Origin of the sequence: Chitinophaga sp. CF118, from assembly GCF_900112615.1 — a bacterium.
Lineage (GTDB): Bacteria > Bacteroidota > Bacteroidia > Chitinophagales > Chitinophagaceae > Chitinophaga.
On the sequence record NZ_FOMK01000001.1, the window covers coordinates 261,097 to 286,939 of the forward strand.

At 42.1% G+C, this 25,843-nt stretch carries 23 protein-coding genes; 10 read left to right on the plus strand and 13 right to left on the minus strand.

What is annotated here, in order from left to right; genetic code table 11:
* Positions 1-171 precede the first annotated feature (171 nt).
* Complete coding sequence (locus tag BM176_RS00930; protein WP_090098648.1) at positions 172-1,419, plus strand: hypothetical protein; 1,248 nt, start codon at positions 172-174, stop codon at positions 1,417-1,419.
* A gap of 153 nt (positions 1,420-1,572) precedes the next feature.
* The gene (locus BM176_RS00935) at positions 1,573-2,520 is read left to right on the plus strand and encodes a hydrogen peroxide-inducible genes activator (RefSeq protein ID WP_090098651.1); all 948 of its coding nucleotides are present in this window, start codon (positions 1,573-1,575) and stop codon (positions 2,518-2,520) included.
* 151 nt (positions 2,521-2,671) lie between these two features.
* Here the strand turns inward: BM176_RS00935 and BM176_RS00940 are convergent, their stop codons facing one another.
* The 3 genes from BM176_RS00940 to prmA all read right to left on the minus strand — a co-directional run bounded on the left by BM176_RS00940 (position 2,672) and on the right by prmA (position 5,236).
* The gene (locus tag BM176_RS00940) at positions 2,672-3,475 is read right to left on the minus strand and encodes a M48 family metallopeptidase (RefSeq protein ID WP_090098653.1); all 804 of its coding nucleotides are present in this window, start codon (positions 3,473-3,475) and stop codon (positions 2,672-2,674) included.
* A 164-nt stretch (positions 3,476-3,639) separates the two neighbouring features.
* On the minus strand, positions 3,640-4,281 hold the full coding sequence (plsY, locus tag BM176_RS00945; protein ID WP_090098656.1) for a glycerol-3-phosphate 1-O-acyltransferase PlsY: 642 nt from the start codon (positions 4,279-4,281) through the stop codon (positions 3,640-3,642).
* A 130-nt stretch (positions 4,282-4,411) separates the two neighbouring features.
* Positions 4,412-5,236: a 50S ribosomal protein L11 methyltransferase gene (gene prmA, locus BM176_RS00950; RefSeq protein WP_090098658.1), complete on the minus strand. Its 825-nt coding sequence runs from the start codon at positions 5,234-5,236 to the stop codon at positions 4,412-4,414.
* 156 nt (positions 5,237-5,392) lie between these two features.
* Here prmA and BM176_RS00955 point away from each other — a divergent pair, with 156 nt between their 5' ends.
* Complete coding sequence (locus BM176_RS00955) at positions 5,393-5,971, plus strand: hypothetical protein (RefSeq protein ID WP_143097668.1); 579 nt, start codon at positions 5,393-5,395, stop codon at positions 5,969-5,971.
* A 124-nt stretch (positions 5,972-6,095) separates the two neighbouring features.
* Here BM176_RS00955 and BM176_RS00960 read toward each other — a convergent pair whose 3' ends face one another.
* The 4 genes from BM176_RS00960 to BM176_RS00975 form a co-directional block, all read right to left on the minus strand.
* Entirely contained in the window at positions 6,096-6,893 is a 798-nt protein-coding gene (locus BM176_RS00960) for an NIPSNAP family protein (RefSeq protein WP_218162129.1), read from the minus strand.
* 130 nt (positions 6,894-7,023) lie between these two features.
* Positions 7,024-9,372: a polyribonucleotide nucleotidyltransferase gene (locus BM176_RS00965; RefSeq protein WP_090098662.1), complete on the minus strand. Its 2,349-nt coding sequence runs from the start codon at positions 9,370-9,372 to the stop codon at positions 7,024-7,026.
* Between the two features lie 87 nt (positions 9,373-9,459).
* Positions 9,460-9,732 (minus strand): 30S ribosomal protein S15, encoded by a 273-nt coding sequence (gene rpsO, locus BM176_RS00970; RefSeq protein ID WP_090098664.1) that lies wholly within the window; start codon positions 9,730-9,732, stop codon positions 9,460-9,462.
* 146 nt (positions 9,733-9,878) lie between these two features.
* Complete coding sequence (locus tag BM176_RS00975; RefSeq protein ID WP_090098666.1) at positions 9,879-10,571, minus strand: cell division ATP-binding protein FtsE; 693 nt, start codon at positions 10,569-10,571, stop codon at positions 9,879-9,881.
* Between the two features lie 336 nt (positions 10,572-10,907).
* Between BM176_RS00975 and BM176_RS00980 the strand changes: the two genes are divergently transcribed.
* Together BM176_RS00980 and BM176_RS00985 are read left to right on the plus strand one after the other, a co-directional pair.
* A complete protein-coding gene (locus tag BM176_RS00980) occupies positions 10,908-11,282 on the plus strand; it encodes a BlaI/MecI/CopY family transcriptional regulator (RefSeq protein WP_090098667.1) in 375 nt (124 codons plus the stop codon).
* A gap of 2 nt (positions 11,283-11,284) precedes the next feature.
* Positions 11,285-12,520 carry a M56 family metallopeptidase gene (locus tag BM176_RS00985; protein ID WP_090098679.1) on the plus strand — a complete coding sequence of 412 codons (1,236 nt, stop codon included), beginning with the start codon at positions 11,285-11,287 and terminating at the stop codon, positions 12,518-12,520.
* 134 nt (positions 12,521-12,654) lie between these two features.
* On the opposite strand, the gene BM176_RS00990 is transcribed toward BM176_RS00985, so the two are convergent.
* Complete coding sequence (locus BM176_RS00990) at positions 12,655-13,833, minus strand: AIR synthase related protein (protein ID WP_090098681.1); 1,179 nt, start codon at positions 13,831-13,833, stop codon at positions 12,655-12,657.
* 141 nt (positions 13,834-13,974) lie between these two features.
* On the opposite strand from BM176_RS00990, the gene BM176_RS00995 reads away from it, so the two are divergent.
* A complete protein-coding gene (locus BM176_RS00995; RefSeq protein ID WP_090098682.1) occupies positions 13,975-14,910 on the plus strand; it encodes a bifunctional riboflavin kinase/FAD synthetase in 936 nt (311 codons plus the stop codon).
* A 4-nt stretch (positions 14,911-14,914) separates the two neighbouring features.
* Here BM176_RS00995 and holA read toward each other — a convergent pair whose 3' ends face one another.
* Entirely contained in the window at positions 14,915-15,910 is a 996-nt protein-coding gene (gene holA, locus BM176_RS01000) for a DNA polymerase III subunit delta (RefSeq protein WP_090098684.1), read from the minus strand.
* Positions 15,911-15,920: 10 nt separating this feature from the next.
* Positions 15,921-16,646: a ribonuclease H-like domain-containing protein gene (locus BM176_RS01005; protein ID WP_090098686.1), complete on the minus strand. Its 726-nt coding sequence runs from the start codon at positions 16,644-16,646 to the stop codon at positions 15,921-15,923.
* A 106-nt stretch (positions 16,647-16,752) separates the two neighbouring features.
* Between BM176_RS01005 and BM176_RS01010 the strand changes: the two genes are divergently transcribed.
* Both BM176_RS01010 and BM176_RS01015 read left to right on the plus strand, forming a co-directional pair.
* The gene (locus BM176_RS01010; protein ID WP_090098687.1) at positions 16,753-17,715 is read left to right on the plus strand and encodes a hypothetical protein; all 963 of its coding nucleotides are present in this window, start codon (positions 16,753-16,755) and stop codon (positions 17,713-17,715) included.
* 419 nt (positions 17,716-18,134) lie between these two features.
* Positions 18,135-18,533, plus strand: a complete 399-nt coding sequence (locus tag BM176_RS01015; protein WP_090098688.1) for a response regulator — start codon at positions 18,135-18,137, stop codon at positions 18,531-18,533.
* A gap of 58 nt (positions 18,534-18,591) precedes the next feature.
* Here the strand turns inward: BM176_RS01015 and BM176_RS01020 are convergent, their stop codons facing one another.
* Positions 18,592-20,241: an ABC-F family ATP-binding cassette domain-containing protein gene (locus tag BM176_RS01020; protein ID WP_090098690.1), complete on the minus strand. Its 1,650-nt coding sequence runs from the start codon at positions 20,239-20,241 to the stop codon at positions 18,592-18,594.
* Positions 20,242-20,348: 107 nt separating this feature from the next.
* Between BM176_RS01020 and BM176_RS01025 the strand changes: the two genes are divergently transcribed.
* Positions 20,349-21,017, plus strand: coding sequence for a carbonic anhydrase (locus BM176_RS01025; RefSeq protein ID WP_090098692.1), 669 nt, complete (start codon positions 20,349-20,351; stop codon positions 21,015-21,017).
* Complete coding sequence (gene murI, locus BM176_RS01030) at positions 21,014-21,832, plus strand: glutamate racemase (RefSeq protein WP_090098694.1); 819 nt, start codon at positions 21,014-21,016, stop codon at positions 21,830-21,832. The genes BM176_RS01025 and murI overlap by 4 nt, the downstream gene beginning before the upstream one ends.
* A 289-nt stretch (positions 21,833-22,121) precedes the next feature.
* On the opposite strand, the gene BM176_RS01035 is transcribed toward murI, so the two are convergent.
* Positions 22,122-24,254, minus strand: a complete 2,133-nt coding sequence (locus BM176_RS01035) for a S9 family peptidase (RefSeq protein ID WP_090098696.1) — start codon at positions 24,252-24,254, stop codon at positions 22,122-22,124.
* Positions 24,255-24,291: 37 nt separating this feature from the next.
* Entirely contained in the window at positions 24,292-25,674 is a 1,383-nt protein-coding gene (locus tag BM176_RS01040) for a Gfo/Idh/MocA family protein (protein WP_090098698.1), read from the minus strand.
* Positions 25,675-25,843 lie beyond the last annotated feature (169 nt).

A 25,843-nucleotide genomic window follows, 5' to 3' on the forward strand; every position in this document is an offset into this window, starting at 1 on the left:
TTGGCACCATATTTTCTTAGCTTTTTACTAATAAAATGCTAGCATAGCATGCAAAAAACACTTACAGGTCGAAACTAAGGGCTTTCAATATTTGCCGGCCTTCCTGAATTGTCGTACCCGTGAGTGAATGGATTTGCACTTAAACCAGGCAACAACATGCATTTAAAATCTATGATGAGATATCTGACACTTCTATTGATTTTCCTTTCTGGTTTTCAACTAGCTTATGCCCAGGAACCAGATAAGACCAAAGTACCGGATCCTAATAATGATCTCAAGACTGTAATGCCTCAGGTAAGGACAGCAGACACCACCCTCCGCAGAATTGTGGATGAACTACAACGTATTACTGACAGTGACAAACAAAATTCTAATGCTATCCAGGGATTACTCCAGGGTCGCGAAATTGATAACATCACCAAGTACGAATTAATAAGAAATAACATTGTATATGCCAGCGAAACTTATTATCTGCTGAATAAGAAGATCATTGACCTCAAATCACGTACTACTACCAATAATCTCGATGTATTTATCACCTCTCTGAATAACCCGGAAAGTAAAGAACTGGGATTTTCACTGAGCGACCGCATTGTTGAACTCGTAGAAAAGGTTGTATTAAAAGGTAAAGCCGATAAAGATGAAAAGAACAGCAAAATAGTAGAGTCTACCAAGTCTATTATCGCCAGTCCGATCTTCCAGAGTTTTACATCTTTAACACCACCGTTGGCAATTGCCAACTCAGTGATGAACTTTCTTCACAGTGTAAGTGTGAATAATAAGGAGATCAATCAGAAAACTTTAAAGGAATTTGAAAAGGAACTGAATAAATACGTTGTTTATTACAGTGCATTGAATGATGCTAACCAGAAGTTTGAATATGGTCTGAATTTCAATAAAGACCAGCTCAATCTGTTACATGATAATCTGTACGATCATATCATGTTTACCGCCAGTGCATTAAAATACCAGCTGCCACAAAGAGGAAATAAATCTATTGGTGAAACACTGAACGATTTCTTCTTTGATTTCAAAAAAGAAAAAGTAGTGGTATTCTTTAATGATCTGGAAGTAAAATATACCAAAGGTAAAAAGATAGATTACGAAGCATTGCTGCGTGAAAATCCAAATCTGAAAGAGGTGAATAACCAGCTGGAAGATCTGATTCTGCAAACCAAACGTTTTGAGAACCTGTATAACGAATACTTTACCCTGCTGGACTCTTACTATGGCAAGGTAAACAGCTCGTTAAAAATTGCACAGGATAATGGTCTTGCAGATAAGAATATCATTGATACCAAACAGGCCGAATTCCGCAACCTGAAAGATGAAGCAGTGAAAGAGATCCAGGCTTCTATCAATATCAAGGAACTGTATAATAATACTGATAAGATTAAATACCGTTACAGAATTTTCTAGTAATGTGAGTACGTTTTAATGCAAATGGGAGTTGCCTTTGGTAACTCCCATTTGTTATTTATAAGTGTTCCCAAAGACGACTCTTATAAATTTTGATAACTTTGCTAAAAGAAATAGATTTCATCAATAACTCCAGGCGGAGTAATTTTGAGTATGACTACAGTTCAATTGGAATACGTTGTTGCGGTTGATACATACAGAAGTTTTGTAGTAGCAGCCGAAAAATGTTTTGTGACACAACCTACGCTCAGTATGCAGATCCAGAAACTGGAAGATGAGCTGGGAATTAAAATATTCGACAGGAGCAAATTACCGGTAGTACCTACGGAAATAGGTGTGGCTGTGATAGCACAGGGGCGTATCATTCTTAAAGAAAGCGCCCGTATCAAAGAAATTATAGCAGGGCATAAAAAAGAGGTACAGGGTACACTTCGTGTGGGCATTATTCCTACGCTGGCGCCTTACCTGTTACCAAGAATCCTTACAGGTTTCATCAAGAAATATCCGAAAGTAAAACTGGAGATATGGGAACATCCTACAGAACAGATTGTACAACTGTTAAAACAGGAACAACTGGACTGCGGATTACTGGCTACTCCCCTCGAAAATCCAAGCCTGGAAGAGCAACCATTATTCTACGAATCATTTGTAGTGTATGCTGCGAAAACCAACGGTCTCTTTGAGAAAAAATATATAAAACCGGAAGATATTGATGCACATGAAGTATGGCTGCTGAATGAAGGACATTGTATGCGCAACCAGGTGCTGAACATCTGTAAGGATAAATTTACGATGGGTGAATACAAGAACCTGGAGTACAATACCGGTAGTGTGGAAACGCTGAAAAGAATGGTGGATCTCAATGCAGGGTATACCATTTTACCCGAATTATCATTACAGGACCTCTCTGCCCGGCAAATGAATATGGTTCGTTATTTTAAGACTCCGGAACCTGTGCGGGAGATTAGTCTTGTTACTCATCGTTTCTTCATTAAACAGGCCCTTATAGCTGCTTTTAAGAAAGAAATACTGGCTCACGTACCAGATAAGATGAAAGTGCAGAAGAACAGAAAGGTGGTAGATATCGTAATAGAGAAATAACCAGGAGCTTGTATCAAAATCAATGAGAATCGCTTAAACAACCAAGGCTCCCTATCAGGTGCCTGAATGAAAAGGCTGTATCATACTTTTGGTATTTATAAATCCTTTATAATTAAAAAGACCAGCAATGCTGGTCTTTTTAATTATAAGTTTATTTTATCGGCTGATAATACTTCATCGCCTCAGGCATTACAGTTTGTAGCTGTGCAATACGACGTTCATCACTTGGATGCGTACTTACCAGTTCTGGTGGTTTACTGCCACCGCTGGCATTTGCCATACGCTGCCAGAAAGGGATCGCCTCCTGTGGATTATAACCCGCCATTGCCATGAAGATCACACCCAGGTGATCGGCTTCCAGTTCATTCTTACGGGAGTAAGCCAGCATACCCAGATTACCACCAACACCAAATGACTGTAAGAAGATATTCTGTGCCTGCGGATTACGGTTTAAAGCAACTGAGCCGGCTACCTGGATACCCTGAGCTACCACCTGCTGACTCATGCGTTCGTTACCATGACGGGCAATAGCATGTGCTATTTCATGTCCCATTACGCAGGAAAGGGCAGTTTCGTTCTGTGTTACAGGCAATAATCCTGTATATACAACTACTTTACCTCCCGGCATACACCAGGCATTCACTTCTTTATTATCTACGAGATTAAACTCCCATTTATAATTTGCCACTTCAGCAGCCAGGTTATTCTGTGCCATGTAACGGGTAACGGCGGCAGAAATACGTTGTCCTACCCTCTTTACCATTTCAGCATCTTTGCTGGCAGAAGAGGATATGGCCTTATTTGTTGATAAAAACGATTGGTATTCCTGCAATGCCATTGACTGCATCGTACTTTCAGGGATCAGGTTTAACTGACTCCTGCCTGTAATAGGAACACGGGCGCAGGCAACTAATAACGCAAGTCCGGCACCAATAAAAAACAATTTCTTTTGCATCTGAGAACAATTTGTACAGAGAATATAGCTACGTGAATTAATATGCCCCAATCACTACTTTCACATAATGTGTGTAGCACATGTAATGTACGCAACAATTAAAAGTCATGGAAAGTTAATAATTAAGTTATTCAGTGCAATAGATATGCCAGAAAGAAATCATTTTAGCCTCTTGTCCTCCTATTTTTGAAGAGGGGCACTTTGTTTTCATTACCAGTCAAGAGGCGGGTAATGTTTTTCTGATGGGTAAGTACCACCATTAATGCTACAGCGATAGCGAAAATGCGGTAAAATACTTCCGGCTCATTAAAAATGTAAAGAATGAGGATAGGAAATGCTATGCTGGCAATAATAGAACTCAATGATACATACCTGGTTAATGACAGGATGAGCAGGAAAACGCCTACGCAACAGATAGCAACCAATGGCTGAATAGCCAGTACCAGACCAAATAATGTGGCAATACCTTTACCACCACGGAAATTAGCCCAGATAGGGAATATATGCCCAACAACGGCGGCAAGTCCCAGACCTATCTGGAAATTAACCAGTTGTGTAAGATGTTCAGGATTATGGTAATAGGATAACAGGTAAGAAAGACGAACTGCCAGTACACCTTTGACCATATCTACCAGCATTACAAAACTGCCTGCTTTTGATCCAAGTACACGAAAGGTATTGGTAGCACCGGCGTTGCCGCTACCATATTCCCGGATGTCCATTCCAAAAATACCTTTACTAACCCAAACCGCAGTTGGTGTGGATCCAATCAGATAAGCGCAAAAAAGTAGTAATAATTCAAACATTAAAAAAAGTTAGGTTTTGCTAAGATAGTAAATTTCAGCGTTAAAGTTAAGCTAATATTAAGATTTCAATTAACACAAAGATGGGATAATCAGTTACTTTCATATAACTATTTTCTAGCGCCTGCTTTCCTTACCTAGCTAACAATTTCATTGCTAGCCAGTTATCTTTTTCAATTTGCGATTCAAGCACCAGGGCATGGCTCCTTGCAGCTTCCAATATCGCAGGTTCATCTTCTTTCAGGATCCCGCTAAGTATTAACACACCACCGCTTACCAGTAAACGGCGCATATCTCCCATAAATTCCAGTAAAATGTTACGGTTTATATTTGCCAATACCACATTATATGTATTTATAATGCTTTTTGGGGTATCAGACTGCCATACTTTAATAGCCAGGGCATTATTAGCAATAATATTCTCTTTCGTATTCTCTACCGACCATTCATCGATATCAATAGCTTCAATCACAGAAGCTCCCATTTTAGAAGCCAGGATAGCAAGGATGCCGGTTCCGGTTCCGAAGTCGAACACCCGCTTGCCCCTGAATTCTACCCCCTGCATCAGTTTAATGACAGAAGAAGTAGTGGCATGATGTCCTGTTCCAAAAGACATTTTCGGTGTAATAATAATTTCATGTTGCGGCTGTGGAGAGAAAGGTGGATGAAAACCAGCACGGATTCCACAGAAAGTATCTACGCTTACTGGCTCAAAGTTACTTTCCCATACAGCATTCCAGTTGGTCTGCGCTATATTCTCCTTTACATAGGAAACTCCATAAATCTTCGTCAACGCTTCTACCTCTACGGCTACTTCACTAAAACTCTCTTCAGGAATGTAGGCAACAAGCTCATTTCCGCGTTCTTCAAAACCTTCAAATCCTTGGTCGGACAACTGGGCTATCAGAATATCTCTCAGCTCTGGGTTACAAGTAAGGGTAATTGATGTGTGTGACATCCGCCAAAGGTAATCAAGATCCACAGGAGTAAAAAAGTCTGAAACGTAGTAGCTGTTATTGTAATGTTAATGATTTGATTACCCATAACTCTATTCGCTTTCATACATTATAAAAAAACTTATATTTGTGTAATCTTTAATGTAAACCATATTTTAATGAAGACCTTATTTCTCGTAATGACAGGGCTTGCGCTATGCGTGGCCGGAAAAGCTCAGGAAATCATCAAATTACGTCCGGACGATACCATGACGGACTCTATTGTTTATCAGACTTCAACAAGTATTCTGGTAATTAACAAAGTAGATCTGGTGAATTATATGCAGATGCTGGATACTATGCTGCAAAACAACTGTTACGATAAAAAGTCGTTCCGCAACATCCAGTTCAGCCACCTTACACCGGAAGAAGTAGAGTCGCACTTTACACAGGCCAAAGCCTACCTGGCCGATCCTTCCCATACAGAGTTGCACTATAGCACAGATAAGTTTACTTTATTCTGGACACCAGGTGAAGGAATCCTTCTCCCCTACATCGACGAGCTTTTAACACAGCTTTTAACCGATGCACGGATAAAAGTAATAGACAGGACCAGCAAACTCCCCGTACCTCAATACACCATATTTTATGAAGATATTGATGGACAAGCTTTTAAAATATATAAACTTCCTACTGGCAAGATTATTTTCAAGGAAAGTAATTACTACATAGAGCAGTTTGTGAAAGCAAGAAGCTAAAGATTGGAACAATTATCGACAAAACGAAAGGCTGTATCACATTGATGCAGCCTTCGTTTTTTGTATCATTAATCCGGCTGAGATAAACTCCGGAGTACAACTTCATTATTACCACACTTACCGTTTAAAAGTCCGAATACTCAGCGGGGTGAAGCAGGATCACCTCTGTACGGGAGGTATTATGAGCATATTGCGGCTGTGGCAATAACGCTTTCCAGGCCGGATCACTGCTGAATGCTTTCCAGTGTTCATCACGCGCTGCACGGTTCTCAAAAGTAGTCATATACATAAGGTTAGGCATACGGCTACCACTCAATACATCTGCATAAAACACTGCGTTAAAACCCAGTTTTTTGAAAATACCCACTTCATCTCCCTTATTGAACATATCTACCTTATTCTGGTGCAACTTCTCAGACGCACTTTCATAATTACGTAACTCATAAATCCTTTCACTTTTTATTGACTTCAATACTGGTATCTCCATTTTAGGCATACCTGGAAATGCTTCAAGGATCACTGTTTCCATCCTGGTATACACCGGTTTATCCCAGGCAGCATCTATATAGTCTTTCCCTGCTGTAACATAAGTACTGTTGGCAAGCAGCTGCTGTGGCAGTTTTAGCAGTTGCTCCGCTGAACGGCCAGGTAAAAATACATATACACGACGGTCTGCAGTTGTATCATTATCTATCGGTTTAAATACACCCACATTTGCAATACCGGCCTTATGGGCAGCGGGTAATAAAGCATCTTTCAGATAAGCATCCAGGCGGGTTTCCTGGGTCGCGTCCTTCAGGTGGTAGATCAGAATACTGTAATACTCTTTCTGAGGAGGAATCCGGCTTGCCTGCGTAAACAACGGCAGAAGTAATACAGTTAGGCAGATTATTACTGCCAGAGTGGAATTATGTTTTTTCACGGGAAGATCGTTTTTCGAAATATATCATGAAAAAAGAAATAACCGGTGGTAAATGTTAAGAATGGTAACAAAAAAACGGCCGCTCTGATATATCAGAACGGCCGTCAAGCTTATTGAATCAATTCGATTTCTATTGTTCGTCGAAAGTTGGTTCGTCTGGTTTTGAGTTTGAAGGGCGTGGACCACGATCGTTCCTGTCGCCACGGTCAAAGCGGTCACCACCTCTGTCACCACCACGATCATTGCGGAATGAAGGACGTCCACCACGGTCGCCGCCTCTGTCACCACCACGATCACCTCTGTCACCACGGTCTCTGCGATCACCTCTGTCTTCACGATCACCTTCAGGCCTTTCCACATAACCTTCTGGTTTTGGCATCAGCACACGACGGCTCAGTTTAAACTTACCGGTTTTAGGATCTGTACCTACCAGTTTCACTTTCACTTTTTCGCCGTCTGTCAGCACACCATCCATTGTTTCCAGGCGTTTCCAGGATACTTCGGAAATGTGCAGCAAACCTTGTTTACCAGGAAGGAACTCTACGAATGCACCGTAAGGCATTACTGATTTAACGGTAGACTCGTATACCTCTCCTACTACTGGTACCGCAACGATGCCTTTTATCCAGTCGAGGGCCTTCATCAGACCTTCTCTGTTTGCGCAGAATATACTTACTTCACCAGTTTCACCAACTTCTTCGATGTTGATGTTAGTACCGGTTTCGCGTTGAATTTCCTGAATAACTTTACCACCGGGTCCGATCACTGCGCCAATAAATTCGCGGTCGATGATCAGTTTCTCCATACGTGGAGCATGTGGTTTTGGTTCTGGACGGGCAGCACCCATACAGCCATACATGGCGTCAATGATGTGCAGGCGTCCCTGGCGGGCCTGGGATAATGCTGCACGCATTACATCCATGCTCAAACCATCCACCTTAATATCCATCTGGATACCTACGATACCATCGCGGGTTCCGGTTACTTTAAAGTCCATGTCTCCCAGGTGATCTTCATCTCCGAGGATATCTGTCAGTACAGCCCACTTGCCATCGGAAGCACGGGAAATAAGCCCCATTGCCACACCGGAAACGTGTTTAGGCAAAGGAACACCCGCATCCATCAGCGCCAGTGAACCGGCACAAACGGTAGCCATAGAAGAGGAACCATTGGATTCCAGGATATCAGATACTACCCTTACAGTGTAAGCATAGTCACTACCCGGCATCATTTGCTTCAGAGAGCGCATTGCCAGGTTACCATGACCTACTTCACGACGGCCGGGGCCGCGCATCATTTTCACCTCTCCTGTAGAGAAAGGCGGAAAGTTATAATGCAGTATAAATTTTGAATACTTGGAAACAGCAGCGCTTTCAATCAGCAGCTCATCATCCGGAGTACCCAAAGTTACAGTTGTCAGAGATTGTGTTTCACCACGGGTGAACAGTGCAGAACCGTGTGGAGAAGGAAGGATATCCACTTCCATGTTCAGCGGACGAACCTGATCCAGGCTACGGCCATCCAGACGAACTTTATCGTCCAGGATCATGTTACGGATCACTTCTTTTTCCAGGTCATGGAAGTATTTGCCTACTAATGGAGCGTCTTCCTCAGGCAATTCGCCCAGGGATTCTACCAGTTCAGTACGTATAGCATCAAAAGCATCTCCACGTTCGTGTTTACCAACAGCAGATTTAGCTACTGTAAGGATACGGTCTGTAGAGAAGGCGATAACTTTAGCTTTCAGCTCTTCATTTTCACGGGGTAATTCGAAAGCACGTTTTGCTTTGTCACCAGTCAGTTTACGCAGTTCTTCCTGCGCCTTCACCTGTACTTTAATGGCAGCGTGAGCGATTTCGATAGCTTTGATTACATCTTCCTCGCTGCACTCCTTACTTTCGCCTTCCACCATCATGATGTTCTTTTCGGTAGCGGCTATGATAAAGTCCATATCTGCTTTTTCCAGCAGGGTACGGTTAGGATTTACAACGAAGTTGCCATCTATGCGGGCAACTCTTACTTCGGAAATGATTTCCTGGATGGGTACGTCAGAAACGGCCAGGGCAGCAGAAGCCGCCAGGGCAGCCAGGGCATCCGGCATCACTTCTGCATCAGAAGAGATGAGGGAAACCAGTACCTGTACTTCGCAGAAATAATCATCAGGGAACAAAGGGCGCAATGCGCGGTCGATCAGACGAGATATTAAAACTTCGGAATCAGACAGTTTACCTTCGCGTTTAAAGAACGAACCCGGGATACGGCCTGCAGAAGCAAATTTTTCCTGGTAGTCAACAGTAAGTGGAAAGAATGATTGTCCTGGTTTGGGAGTTTTATTTGCAACAACAGTAGCCAACAGGATACTATTGCCGAGACGTACCGTAACTGCACCATCTGCCTGGCGGGCTAACTTACCAGTTTCGATAGTCACGATCCGGCCATCTCCTATATCGAAATTGACTGAAATAGGTGTCAGATTCATAAAAAAGTGAGGATTAAATTAGTATACCTAAAAAAAAACTATTCCCAACCTAATAAGTTGGGAATAGCGCTATAAAAAAGTTCTTCGTTATTTTCTGAGACCTAACTTCTCAAGCAGGCCACGGTAGCCAGTGAGGTTAGTTTTAGACAGGTAAGAAAGCAAACGCTTTCTCTGGCCTACCATTTTCATTAAACCACGGTCTGAAGAAAAGTCCTTTTTGTTTGCTTTCCGGTGACTGGAAATGCTGTTGATACGCTCAGTCAGCAGGGCGATTTGCGCTTCTGTAGAGCCTGTATTTTTCTCGCTTCCACCAAATTCTTTAAAAATATTGGCTTTCTTTTCAACAGTTAAGTAAGACATCTTTTGATAAATAATAAAATGATAAAGGTTTTTTATTCGCTATTTTTCCGGTGCAAAGGTAAATTAAAAATTACGAATTAACAATCATAAATAATAATTGCCATCCGGAGGCACTCCGGAATCCTTGCCCTCTGAATATTAATTGCTTATGCAAAGTTGACAGTCGCATTGTCACTCACCAGCCCGTTTTCCGTACGCAGTACACGGGAAGGGAACTTCTGAAGCAGGATATAATCATGGGTAGCCATCACAACGGCGGCCCCTTCTTCCCTGCTGATCCTGAATAATAACTGCATAATCCCGTCTGAAGTTTCAGGATCCAGGTTACCGGTAGGCTCATCCGCAAGAATCAGCTTGGGAGAGTTCAACATAGCCCGGGCAATATCCACACGCTGCTGTTCACCACCACTCAGTTCATATGGCATTTTGAACCCTTTGGTACCTAATCCCACCTTTTCCAGCACATCATGAATCTTTTCTTCCATCCTCTTATTATCCTCCCAGCCGGTGGCCTTCAGGGCAAATTTCAGGTTATCATGCACTGTTCTGTCTGTCAGCAACTGGAAATCCTGGAATACTACCCCCAGGTTACGCCGAAGGTAAGGCACCTTCTTCCAGTCCATCTTTTTCAGATCAAATCCTACTACCTGCCCGGACCCTTCACGTAAATAAAGATCCCCGTACAGCGTTTTCAGTAAGCTGGACTTTCCAGTACCCGTTTTACCGATCAGGTACACAAACTCACCCTTGTTCACAGTAATATTCACGTCGGACAGTATCAGGGAATTTCCCTGATATATATTCACATTTGATAACTGTATAATCGGTTGCTCAGTCATAAATCCTATGAAATGGGTTTAGAAGTATACAAAATTAGCCAATATAATTGGATTATACCCTGATATACCCTGAACAGATATCAGACAAGTTTCAGACAGGGAGTAAAGAGGCTCATCCTACCTTAAAAAACGTAGGATGAGCCTCTTTACTCCCTCTTTACTCCCTCTTTACTCCCTCTTTACTCCCTGTCTACTCCCTGTCTAAAACCCGTGTAATTAATATCTGCATAATACCTCAAAGAATCTTCAATATTCTTATATCCATTCAAACTAAAAATATAGTTTTAAAACTAATTAATTAGTTTTACCTTAGTTTCAGATTCCAAAACATACAAAATGAGTAGTGTAAAAGCATTAACAAAAGCAGAAGAGCAGATCATGCATGCATTGTGGAAAACCGGACCGGCATTCGGCAAAGAGATCGTTGACGCCCTCCCCGATCCAAAGCCACATTATAATACGGTAGCCACCCTGCTGAAGATCCTCATGGAAAAAGGATTTGTCGACTTTAAAGCCTACGGCAAATCTCACCAGTATTTTACCCTTGTCAGCAAAGATGATTATAGCCGTAATACCATGAAGCATTTTGTGAAAGGTTATTTCGCCGGCTCCTTCAGCGATATGGTGTCCTTTTTTGTAAAAGAAAAAGATATCAGCGTGAACGACCTGGAACAACTGCTGGAACAAATTAAAAACGCTAAAAACAAATAATCATGGTTCTGTTCATTACTTACCTCATTAAGGTATTCATCTGCTCAGGTGTGTTGTATGGCTATTATGCGCTGGCACTGAAAAATGATAATTCCCACCAATGGAACAGATACTATCTGCTGCTGGCTACTCTTTTATCTTTAGTTCTGCCCCTGTTGCAGATCCAGATACCTTTTTATAATCAGCCGGAGGCACAGACCTATACCACTCAACTGATAACCCTGCGGGAGTTTATCACTTATGGTGGAAACAAAGAAGAACACTCCCTCTCAGGGTTATGGCTGGTTTGTTATACCCTGGTAGGTACATTGCTTTTAGGACGCATGTTACTGAACCTTCGTAAAATACATATGCTTGCTAAAACGAGCCGTATAGATGAGCATACCGGTTTCATCCTGCTGGAAAACCATCAGATTCAGTCTCCCTTTTCTTTTTTTAATAATATTTTCTGGAATGGGAATATTAAGCCAGACAGTAAAGTAGGACAACAGATTCTGCGGCATGAACTGGCACACATAACCGGCCATCATACTACCGACAAAATGCTGATGGAAGCCATCTGCGCCCTCTACTGGATTAATCCCTTTTTCCATCTGCTGAAACGGGAACTGAGTATGGTTCATGAATTTATTGCAGATAAAGCGGCAGCCGATGAGGATACTGCCTCTGATTATGCACGCACCATTCTCCTGCTCACCTTACAAAGTAAACAACTGCCTATAGTCAACAATTTTTCACAGGCACCGGTAAAACGCCGCATCCTGATGCTATTTAATAACAAAACCAATAACACAATTATGAAAAAATCAATCGTCCTGCCAATTGTAGTAACACTGATTGCCTTTATCAGTTTTCAGCAGAAAAATCATGCCCAGGCTACTTCTCCTGCTAAGAAACAGGCCCCGGCTAACAACAAAGAGGTATTTACATTTGTAGAAAACCCGCCTACGTTTAAAGGTGGTGAAAATGCACTCGGTGAATTTTTAAGTAAAAATATTCACTATCCTAAAGCAGCTCATGAAAAAGGCGTTGGGGGCACTGTGTATATTAGGTTTGTTGTAGAAAGTGACGGTAGCGTCCAGAATATCAAGAGTATAGGCCAGCCTTTAGGTTATGGATTGGATGAGGAAGCCTTACGTGTGGTAAAGCTGATGCCTAACTGGGAACCAGGTAAACATAAAGGTCAGTTAGTGGCTGTGGAATTCAATCTGCCTATAAAATATTCTTTACAAAAATAAGGAAAGGCTCACGTATGGTAAGACCACCAGGTCTTTTAATGTGGTCAGGACGGCATTCACCGTCCGGCCACAATTCTCATTAAAACGAAAAGCGGTCAGCCGGTTAAAAAAACCGGCTGACCGCAGGCAATTTATCAGTTATACACAAACTCTCCCTTCTCACTACGTACCGTTACCTGTTTTACCTCTGCCGCTTCTACCCTTCCCACAATCTGTGCATCTATATTAAAGCTTTGACTGATCTTAATAAGATCTGCTGCAATATTTTCAGGTACATACAATTCCATTCTATGTCCCATATTAAATACCTGGTACATCTCTTTCCAACCGGTACCGGACTGCTCCTGGATCAGGCTAAATAAAGGAGGTATTGGGAAAAGGTTATCCTTGATCACATGCAGGTTATCTATAAAGTGCAGCACTTTCGTTTGCGCTCCGCCACTGCAATGCACCAGACCGTGAATCTGGGAACGGTAACCGTCCAGGATCTTTTTAATAACAGGTGCGTATGTACGTGTAGGTGACAACACAAGCTGGCCGGCATCAATAGTTCCAAAACCAGGGATCTCTATTTTATCTGTCAATGACTTTTTACCACTGAATACCAGTGCGGCAGGAATACCGGGATCAAAACTTTCCGGGAATTTAGCAGCCACCGCTTTATTAAATACATCGTGACGGGCAGAAGTCAGTCCATTACTACCCATACCTCCGTTGTAAGATTTCTCGTAAGAAGCCTTTCCGGAAGAAGACAATCCAACGATCACATCACCAGCCTGTATGGTATGATTAGAGATTACATCTGCTTTCTTCATCCGGCAGGTAACTGTAGAATCCACAATGATGGTTCGTACCAGGTCTCCCACATCGGCAGTTTCACCACCGGTAGAGTAAATACTGATACCATAACCCCGCAACTCTTCAAGGATCTCTTCTGTACCATTAATGATAGCAGCAATCACTTCTCCAGGTATCAGTTGTTTATTACGACCAATAGTAGATGATAACAGGATATTTTCAGTGGCCCCCACACATAACAGGTCGTCCAGGTTCATGATGATGGCATCCTGCGCAATACCTCTCCACACATCCAGATTACCGGTTTCTTTCCAGTAAGTGTATGCGAGAGACGATTTTGTACCGGCTCCATCAGCATGCATAATATTACACCAGTCATCCTGTCCACCCAATATATCGGGTACTATTTTACAAAATGCTTTTGGAAACAGTCCTTTGTCTATATGCTTTATAGCATTGTGCACATCTTCTTTTCCTGCCGAAACACCGCGCTGCGCGTAGATATTCTGATCCACTGAGTAGTTTTAAAATGAATAATCAAATGCAAAAGTAACAGATTCGTTACTATTTTGGACCAATACCGGCTAAACCGGGACTATTCTCCCACGTAAATGTTGTATTTTGCATATGAATAAAGATCGTTTTACAGGCGTTTTATGCAGATACACAGGGACCTAACCCATTTGCCAGCTTTAAGGCGGGCAGTTATAACTATCGGAACTTTTGATGGTGTTCATACCGGCCACCGTCATATTATACAGCAATTACAACAGGCAGCAGCAGTTTGTGAAGGAGAAACAGTGATCATAACATTTGATCCGCATCCGCGGGAAGTACTGCAACCCGGCACTAACGAAGTTCGTTTACTCACCACGCTGGACGAAAAGATAGAGCTGTTGGCAAAACAGGGAATAGACCACCTGGTGATCGTCCCTTTTACAAAAGCGTTTTCTGAACTGTCTGCACAGGCTTACCTGGAAGACTTTCTCATTGAAACATTTAAGCCCCATACCATCATTATCGGCTATGATCACCGTTTCGGACATAATCGTGAAGGGGGACTGGAGTTACTGGAAGCAGAACAAAGCAGATATGGCTTTCAACTAATAGAAATCCCGCAGCAGATAGTACATGACCTTTCCGTCAGCTCTACCAAGATCCGTAAAAGTTTACAGGAAGGGGATATCCAGCTGGCCAACGAATTACTTGGATACAAGTATTTCCTGCAGGGGACTGTTATTCACGGAGATAAAATGGGCCGTCAACTGGGTTATCCCACAGCTAATATGCACCTGCCGGATGCCCGCAAACTGGTTCCTGCCCAGGGCATCTATGCCATAAAAGTATATTTGCAGAAATATGATACTCCCTTAAATGGAGTAATGAGCATCGGCACCCGGCCCACCTTTAATGGTACCGATCTCAGGCTGGAAGCACATGTGTTTGACTTTAATGAAGAGATTTATGACCAGATTATAAGAGTGGAAATGATCAGCTTTATACGTGCCAATCAGAAATTTGACAATGTAGAAGCGCTGATCACCCAAATAGATAAGGACAGTCTTATCGCCCGGCAAATGCTGATGTACTGACAAATCAGTACATCATCTTATATACCAGTTCTTTCATCAGTTCACCATCTTCAACTCCGCTATCATTAATACCAATGCTGCGTAAATTATAAGCATGCAGTAAAAGAATGGCCTTTTCAGCACCCTCTGCCCCATATTGACGGGCAGCGCTGATATAGTCCTTTACAAAGAAAGGATGTACGCCCAGGGCGGCCGCTATTTCCTTTTCACCCCCTTTCACCCCAAAAACGATGTTCATTTTACTGAAGAAATTATAAAGAGCGGGAAGCACCATTTGTATAGGGCCGGCTTTAGGATTGGCCGAAAAATAATGGATAATACGCATTACTTTGGTGATATCCTTCTGACCTATAGCGTTTTGTAATTCAAATACATTGTATTCCTTACTGATCCCTACATATTTCTCAATATCGTTCTCATCTATCTTTTTACCCTCCGGCAGGTTCACCAGCAGTTTATCTATCTCATTAGCCATCCGGGCCAGGTCATTACCAATATGATCTACCAGCAGAATGCCTGCTTTCTGGGAAATGGCCCTTCCCAATCCATGCACATACGCCTCTACCCAGCCGGGTAACTGGTTATCGTACATCTTTTTGGTACTCAGCAGTACCCCCCTGTCTTTTATCAGTTTGGCGATCTTACTCCGTCCATCTATTTTACCCTGTTTATGGGCTACTACAAGAATGGTAGATTCCAGGGGTTTATCTATATAGGATTCCAGTTTAAGGATATCTTTCATGGCCTGCGCCTCTTTCAGCACTACTACCTGTCGCTCAGCAAACATGGGATATCTCCGGCAGGTATTTACCACCGTAGTCCAGTCTGTATCCTTTCCATACAGGATGGTGAGGTTAAATCCTTTTTCAGACTCATCCAGCAGATGTTCTTCCGCATAATTGCTTACCTGGTCAATAAAAAAGTCTTCTTCTCCTTCCAACCAATACAGGGACCGGAATTTCTTTTGTTTCCAATCTTTTATAATATCCTGATAATCCATCCTTTAATAACTATTTAATATATACTATCTCCTCCGGCTGTAACAGGGGTACGCCTTTAAAACGTAATAATAATTGAGCAACGGCTATTACATCTTTCTGGCAGTAGCTGGAAATGCGGTCAAGATCCCGCTCCTCCCAATATACTTTACCTACCATGCTCCCATCAATATCATCCTTGGGTGTAGGAATGTCCAGGATGGCGGTAAGCAGTTTCAAGGAAGTATAATGCCTGAAGTCCCCAAATCTCCATAAAAGCATGGTATCCAACATGGGGATTTCCCAGGGTTTAAAGCCATGCAATTGTAAAGGCTGGGGCAAAGATAACTGATGAATAACAGACCTCCTGCAAATAAAAGGAAGATCAAATTCTCTTATATTATGTCCGGCGAACTGGAAGCGGGGAAATTTTATATAAAATTTATTTATCAATTCTAAAAAACTGTTTAATACAATCTTTTCATCATCATCAGCAAAAGACTTTATACGTAATTGATAACGATTGTTTTCTACATAAAAGAATCCTACTGAAATGCATACAACTTTGCCAAATTCAGCATAAAGGCCAGCCCTGTCTGCGTATGCATCTTCCCCATCTGCCGATTCTGGCGCAGTTTTTGCATTTTTGTCCAACCATAGGGGTTTCATCCGTTCAGGTAGCTTGTCAAATGACGCCACGCCCGGAGTAGTTTCAATATCTAAGAGTAAAAGCTGATCCAGGGAAATATTTGGTAACACGTGAATAAACAGTTTATAATTTTTCTAAATTAAACAATTCTAACGTTTAACTTTGTATTGCAAGTTTTAACCATATAAGAATTTAACTATAAAAAAACAAACAACTATGACTGAGAACACATTTAACACACCAGCTCAGGGGTCACCCGGATCTGAAAAACCAAAAAGCCGCAATGGTCTTATATATGGTATCCTGATTGCAGCACTGGCCGGTACCTGGGTTTACATGCTGTATGATAAAAACAAAACTACGGATACAATTGCCCAGCAGACTTCACAGATAGATTCTATCTCATCATCCAGGGATGCACTGCAGCAGGAATATAATGCAGCAAATGCCCGCCTGGACGATCTGATTTCTCAGAATAGTCGTATGGACAGCCTTGTTAAAACAAAAGATAAGGAACTGGCTGATATGAAATCCAGGATTTCCAGTATCCTGAGCAATAAGAATGCTACACAGGCTCAACTGGCCGAAGCACGTAAAATGATTGAACAACTGAAAGGCAATATCGAAGGTTATACCCAAACGATAGAACGCCTGGAAGGTGAAAAAATCATTCTCACCGGCGAGCGTGATTATGCCCGTCAGGAAAGAGATTCTTTAGGCGTACAAAAAGCACAGCTGGATAAAAAGGTTAGCCTTGGTTCCGTATTGCATGCTTCCAATATCCACCTCTTACCAATTAACGTAAAGAAAAATGGTAAAGAAGTAGAAACTACAAAGGCTAAACGCGCTGATATGATGCGTATTACCTTTGACCTGGATGAAAACAGAATTTCTGAAACCGGCGATAAAGAACTGTTTGTTGCAATCTCTGCTCCGGATGGTTCTCCATTGGCTGTAGAAGCACTGGGATCCGGCAGATTCACACTGTCTGACGGTACTGAAAAGTTATATACCGCTAAGAAAACAGTTTCCTACACCCAGGGTGAAAAACAAACTGTAAGCATGGACTGGAAACAGAATTCCGATTTCAAACCAGGAGATTACAGCGTAGAAATCTACCATAATGGTTATAAAATAGGTTCTGGTAAAGTAACCTTGAAGAAAGGTGGCTTGTTCTAGTAGTAGCTTGTTATAACAATATAATTTCGGGGGAACTTCTTAAGAAGTTCCCCTTTTTCATTACAAAAGCCCTGTTGACTTCGTTTACTCACACTTAAGATAAGAGAACGAGGTCAGCAGGGCTTTTTATTGTACAAGACAGGTTTGTTACTTTGGTTATTTAAAACAATTTAATCCCACTACATGTTAAAACTCCTGACCGTCTGTGATAAACCAGAAAATCCTACTATCATTTTGTTAATGATTGGTTATTGTGAAAAACTCATATATAATATTATATTTAATTAGTGTTTCTTTGCATACAGCTTTAAGGTAAAGATGAGAAGCCTCCATACCTAAAAAGTACTAATCATGTGAAATCGGGGCAAATGCATTCAATTTGCAATTACTACGTTACCCCCTAAATAAGGAACCGCATTATGCAGGAAAACTCTAAGCAAGTATATGTTGTAGACGATGATGAAATATTCCATTTCATTCTGAAAAAGATGCTTGAACAGCAAAGTGAGAAGCTGGAAGTTACTTCTTTTCTCTGTGCAGAGGAAGCTATAGCAAAACTGCAATGTCTGCCCGTAACCTCACTACCTTCTCTTATTATTCTTGATATGAATATGCAAAGGATGAATGGATGGGACTTTATAGAGGCTTATCGCGACATTCAAAGTGCTATTCAGCAACAAATTCCTATTATTATGTGCTCTTCTTCTATGGATATGAGAGACATGCAAAAAGTAAAACGGACTCCGGAGCTTAAAGCTTATATCACCAAACCACTGGACCCTTCTAAAGTAAAGTTAATCACAGATTGCCTGGCATAAATGAAAAATGGTCAATTACGTTATCCGCAATTGACCATCGTGTATACTGTTATCAGAATTAATTATTTACCGGTACCCTCTCTCCGTACATCTCTTCCCTCAACGCTTTCACTCTTTCATCAACCAGGTACTCATCAAATGTAGTCAACCTGTCTATCACTCCCTTAGGTGTTATTTCTATTATACGGTTAGCGACAGATTGCATAAAGGTATGGTCATGCGTGGTAAAGAGCACTACACCTTTAAAGTTGATCATACTTTCGTTGAATGCCTGAATAGATTCCAGATCAAGGTGATTGGTAGGCTCATCCAATACCACTACGTTAGGATCCTGCAGCATCATACGGCTGGTCATACAACGAACTTTTTCACCACCACTCAGTACGCTGGTCTTCTTCATAATCTCTTCGCCACTGAATAACATCTTACCCAGGAATCCACGCAGGAAAGGCTCATCCACATCAGTTACGTGTGGTGGAACGAACTGGCGAAGCCAATCCATCAGGTTCACATTCTTATCTTCGAAATATTTAGTATTGTCATTTGGCAGGAAAGCGGTGGTTACGGTAGTACCCCACTCAAATTTGCCACCATCTGCGGTGTCTTCACCGTTGATGATTTCAAAGAAGGTAGATAATGCCAGGTGATCTTTAGACAGGAAAGCGATTTTGTCGCCCTTGTTCACGCTAAAGGTAATATTGCTGAACAGTTTGCTGCCATCTACAATTTTCTCCAGTTTCTCAATATTCAGGATCTGGTTACCTACTTCACGCTGCTGCTTGAAAATAATACCCGGATACTTACGGTTGGATGCCTGGATATCTTCAATTACCAGTTTTTCAAGTGCTTTCTTACGGGAAGTAGCCTGCTTACTCTTGGAAGCGTTGGCGCTGAATCGGGCAATAAAGTCCAGCAGGTCTTTACGCTTATCCTCCATTTTCTTGTTCTTATCAGCTACCTGGCGGGCCATTAACTGAGAAGTTTCATACCAGAAGGTATAGTTACCAGAGAAGATCTGGATTTTAGTACGGTCAACGTCGGCCACATGGGTACAAACAGCATCCAGGAAGTGACGGTCATGCGATACAACAATTACAATATTCTCATAATCTGCCAGGAAGTTTTCCAGCCAGCCGATGGTTTCCACATCAAGGTGGTTGGTAGGCTCATCCAGCAGCAGGATATCCGGGTTACCGAACAGGGCCTGTGCCAATAGTACGCGCACTTTCAAACTACCACTCAGATCTTTCAGTAACAGGTTATGGAACTCCTCTTTCACACCCAGATCGCCCAGCAATACACCGGCATCACTTTCGGCAGTATAACCGCCCATTTCACCATATTCACCTTCCAGCTCACCGGCACGCATCCCGTCTTCTTCTGTAAAATCTTCCTTTGCGTAAATAGCATCCTTTTCGTGTGCTATATCCCACAGCTTTTTATTACCCATCAGTACGGTATTAAGTACCGTTACCTCATCAAATTCAAAATGGTTTTGTTTCAGTACGCTCATACGTTCACCCGGAGTAATCTCCACACTGCCCTTGCTGGGTTCTATTTCTCCTGATAAGATTTTCATGAAAGTGGTTTTACCGGCCCCATTGGCACCAATAACACCATAACAATTGCCTTTGAAGAAATTGAGGTTAACTTCATCAAACAATACCCTTTTTCCGAAAGAGAGCGATACGTTTTTAACACTGATCATACTAGCGAAAGAAATTTAAGGCGCAAAGTTACGAAATGTTTACTAGTTTATAGATACCTGCCATATTCCTTATCTTTAACATATTGAATGTTCACAAAATCACAGCCATGACAGAATACAACGAAATTTTTGAGAATAATAAGCGCTGGGTAGCCTCAAAAATGGCTACAGATGAGAATTTTTTTGAAAAACTGGCAAAAGAGCAAAAACCGGAATACCTGTATATAGGCTGTAGTGATAGCCGGGTACCCACAAATGAGATTATGGGTCTCGATGCAGGAGAAGTGTTTGTACACAGAAATATCGCCAATCTTGTGAATAATGTGGACCTGAACGTGATGTCTGTGATCAATTATGCAGTCCGCCACCTGCATGTAAAACATATTATTGTTTGCGGGCACTATAACTGTGGCGGCGTAAAGGCAGCCATGGAATCAGAAGACCTCGGTTTGCTGAACCCCTGGCTCCGCAATATCAGAGATGTATACCGCATTCATAAAGATGAACTAAATGCCATTGAAGACGAACATGCCCAATACAACCGGCTGGTAGAACTGAATGTACAGGAACAATGTATAAATGTGATCAAAACAGCTGCTGTACAACAGTCATATGTGGCTAATCACTACCCTACCGTGCATGGCTGGGTATTTGATATCCATAACGGAAAATTAATAGACCTGAAGATAGATTTCGAGAAGATCCTTCATGAAATACAGGAAATCTATGATCTGACCGGAACCGGAAGACTCATGAGGAAAAAAGGTAGCAAATGACTGGTCCTATAGGCGTATTTGACTCAGGATACGGAGGATTGACCGTACTGAAGGAGATTATTGCGGAACTCCCGCAATATGATTATATCTACCTGGGCGACAATGCCCGGGCTCCCTATGGCAACCGGGGCTTTGATACCATCCATGCGTATACCCTGGAATGTGTACAGCACCTGTTCCAAATGGGCTGCCCACTGGTGGTAGTGGCCTGCAATACGGCTTCCGCCAAAGCATTACGAACCATCCAGCAGAAAGATCTGCCCCTGATTTCACCCGACCGCCGGGTGCTGGGCGTGATCCGTCCTACTACGGAAATGGTGGGTACCCTCACCCAAACCGGAGAAGTAGGTATTCTCGCTACCCAGGGTACTGTTACATCAGAATCTTACCCTATTGAGATCAGGAAGTTTTTCCCACACGTAAAAGTACATCAGCTGGCCTGCCCGATGTGGGTACCCCTGATCGAAAATAATGAGGCTGATAGTGATGGCGCAGATTACTTTGTGAAGAAATACCTGGATCAGATCCTGACGGATGCACCAAATATTGATACACTCGTGCTGGGCTGTACCCATTATCCTATTTTGACTAAAAAAATAAAACAGTTTTTACCAGGTGGTATTACCTTATTATCACAGGGCAAAATAGTAGCACATAGCCTGAAGGATTATCTGCATCGTCATCCTGAAATGGAAACACAGCTGAGTAAGAATGGTGTACAGAAGTTTTATACGACTGATGATCCACAGATCTTTGAGAAGTTAACAAATATATTCTTTGGTGCAACCGTAAAAACAGAAAAAATCAATCTTTAACGGATGCTGGCCTGCATCCCCTCCCCACAAAAAAACACTAATAAAAAAAGATCCCAAAAGGATCTTTTTTTATTAGTGTTTTTTGATTAGTAACCCGGTATATAAGTATAACATAATCTCCGCAGGCCAGATATTGTTGATCATAAATACACCTTATCTGACGTGAATGACTGGTGAAGTTTAATTGAAATACTAATCTCAAACTCTTATTCAAAAGCCAAATTGAAAAACAAAACAGTCAGATGCAGTGTATTTGTGATCAACAACATCTGGCAATCTTCGCTGTAATCTACTTCCCTTCCAATCCCAGCAAAAATGCATACTGCATTGCTATTTCCTCCAAAGGTTTAAACCGGCCGGAAGCGCCGCCATGACCCGCTTCCATGTTCGTATGCAGGAACAGCAAGTGATGATCTGTTTTTACCTCACGTAATTTCGCTACCCATTTTGCCGGCTCCCAGTATTGCACCTGTGAATCATGCAAACCTGTTGTAACCAGCATATTCGGATATGCTTTTGCTGTAACATTATCATATGGAGAATATGACTTCATATAATCATAATAATCCTTTTTCTTTGGATTACCCCATTCATCAAATTCTCCTGTTGTTAACGGAATACTTTCATCCAGCATGGTAGTTATCACATCTACAAATGGTACGGCAGCAATCACTCCATTCCATAATGTTGGACGCATATTCACTACAGCTCCCATCAGTAAACCACCGGCACTACCACCCATTGCATACAGATGTGTACTGTCTGTATAATGTTGTGCTATCAGATACTCTGCACAATCAATAAAATCAGTGAATGTATTTTTCTTTTTGAACAGCTTACCATCTTCATACCACTGTCTTCCCATTTCTTCTCCCCCTCTGATATGAGCGATGGCAAAAGCAAATCCTCTATCCAGTAAACTAAGACGGTTAGAGCTGAATGTGGGATCAATACTATGACCGTAAGAACCGTATCCATAAAGGAGCAGTGGCATTTTTCCATTCTTCTCAAAGTTCTTTTTATAAACGATAGATACCGGTACTTTCACACCATCTCTGGCAACTGCGTATATCCGTTCCGTTACGTAGTTCTTTGGATCATATCCGCCCAGCACTTCCTGTCTTTTTTTCAGTTCACTCTCCTTCGTATCCATGTTATAATCGTAGGTAGATACTGGCGTGGTCATAGAGGTATAAACATAACGCAGCTCCTTTGTATCAAACTCAGGATTAACAGAGGTAGAAGCTACATATGCTGGCTCGTCAAAATGCAGGTAATGATCTTCGTGCGTTTTTGTATTGATTACTCGCAGTTGTGTAAGACCATTTTTCCTTTCACTCAGTACAAGATGATTGCGGAAAAGATCGATACCTTCCAGCAATACATCAGCACGATGCGGAATTACTTCTTTCCAGTTGCTGCGCTCTGTTTTATCCAGCGGGCATTGCATCAGGCGGAAGTTTACAGCATCCCAGTTGGTAACAATATAAAACTGATCATCCTTGTGATCCACATGATACAGCATATCCTTTTGCCGGGGCTGAAAAACCTTAAATGCAGCAGTTGGTTTGGAGGCATCCAGGATACGGTATTCAGATGATAATGTACTACCACTTTCTATCAGGATATACTTTCCGGATTTACTGCGGGAAACACCTACTCCATATGTTTCATCCTTCTCTTCAAAGATCTCTTTATCATCACTGGCAGGCGTGCCTGTTACATGACGCAGAATCTTTTCTTCCCGCAGAGTAGTGGGATTCTTTACCGTATAAAAGAACGTTTTATTATCATTGGCCCAGGCTACACTACCGGATGTTTCTCTAATTGTTTCCGGCTGTAATTCTCCTGTTTGCAGGTTCTTGATATGGATCACATATTGACGGCGGCTCACTGTGTCTACACCATATGCCAGCCATTGTCCATCGGGACTTACCGTCAATGCTCCTACTGAATAATAATCATGCCCAACTGCCAGATCATTTACATTCAGGATGATTTCTTCTGTCGCTTCTGTACTTCCCTTTTTACGGCAATAAATAGGATACTCTTTTCCTTCCACATAACGGGAGTAATAGTAGTATCCGTCTTTCAGATAAGGCACACTTGCATCTGTTTCCATGATGCGTCCTTTCATCTCCTCGTATAGTTTAGTACGTAGTTGGGCAGATGACTGTGTCATCGTATCCATATAAGCATTTTCTGCCTTCAGATAAGCTATTACACGCGGATCTTCACGATCATTCATCCAGTAATAATTATCTATCCTGGTATCGCCATTAACTGTTAATTCCTTCTTTATTTTCTCAGCAACCGGTGGTGTTACTGTCGTTACTTCCTCTACCATAATTCTTTTTTTTTCCTTACAGGCAAACAGGCTTATGCCTGACAACATCATGCAAAATGCAGCGGATTTCCTCATAGGTTCTATAAATTGAGGATACGAATGTACAAATAGTTTACACGATCTTCATCTTTACAGGATCCCAGTCAATCGCTTTTTTCCGGAAATAACTTTCGTTGGTTAATAGTGCTGGTCCGGCGGCACGAAGACCAAAAGAAGCATCTTCAACAATGCTTTTTCCGTTCCGCATAGCTTCGAAGAAGTTCACAAAATGGTCATAGCGGGCATCATAACCGTTGGGTGATGCAAATGCGCTTTCTGATACCTGTGCAGGCTTTCGCTGTTCAGGGGAATATTTTGCATTATACTGTTTTACATATTCTTCCTGTGTAGCCTTTGTAAAAGTATTGTAGGTATCCCAGCCACCATAACCAGGCGCTGCAGAGAGCTTATGTTTCTTTATTTTGAAATCTTCCCAGCCCAGCTCCATAACACCTTCCGTACCTATCAGGCGGGTAAATTCGCCACCGCCGCCACCATCTGCGAAATTAACCCGAAGGGTCATCTGGAAAGCGGAATGTTCCTTTGTTTCAGGATAGTCAAAAATGGCCACTACCATATCAGGTACATCACGGCCGTCTTTCCACTGTACTAAGTTGCCACTGGCATAAATACGCTCCGGTCCCATAGAGCCGGTAATGAAATGCAGTCCGGATATCAGGTGTACAAACAGATCGCCGGGAATACCCGTGCCGTAAGCACGGTAGTTACGCCAGCGGAAAAAACGCACAGGATCAAAGGCCACTTTGGCTGTATCTTTCAGGAAGGTATCAAAATCAATGGTTTTGGGTGATGCATCCGGAGGAATTGAATATTGCCAGGCACCCAGCGCATCGTGCCGGTCCATTCGCGCCTCCACGATGTTCAGCTGCCCTATTTCGCCCGCCTGGTAGCGTTTCTTTGCTTCTGCCAGCATAATACTGCTTACCCGCTGGCTGCCTACCTGGAATATTGCTTTGGTACGCTGCTGGGTAGCTATCACCTTATGTCCTTCCTCCACCTGCTGCACCATTGGTTTTTCACAATACACTGCTTTCCCTTTCTCCATTGCATCGATAGCAATAGTATCATGCCATAGATCGGGGGTAGCGATAATTACGGCATCAATATCTTTTCTGTTCAGCAGTTCGCGGTAATCGCGGGTAGTAAATATCTGATTGCCATAAAGCTCTTTTACTTTTGCCAGATGCCCATCATAGAGGTCTGCTGCTGCCACAAACTCCACTCCGGGAACTTTGATGGCGGTTTCCACATCTCCAAAGCCCATAATACCCATGCCTATACATCCCAGGCGGATTTTATCGGTAGCTGCGGGTGGTTTATTGGGTTGTAAAATCTGAACGTGTTGTTTTCCAATTGCTGCAAGGGAACCAGCACCTAACATGGCTGCCGTACCACCAAGATTGCGGATGAATTTTCTACGGGAATGATCTGTCATAACGTGAGGGTTTACAAACAATATACAAAAAATGGGATTACAGTTTTGAAAAAGAGGAGCTTATTTACCTCTTGATAAAAAGCTATTTTATGAAGATTACAACAAGATACTCGTGGGAAGTGGAATCCTTTTTAGCCGGTTCCAAAAAACAAAACGCCTGATGCAGACT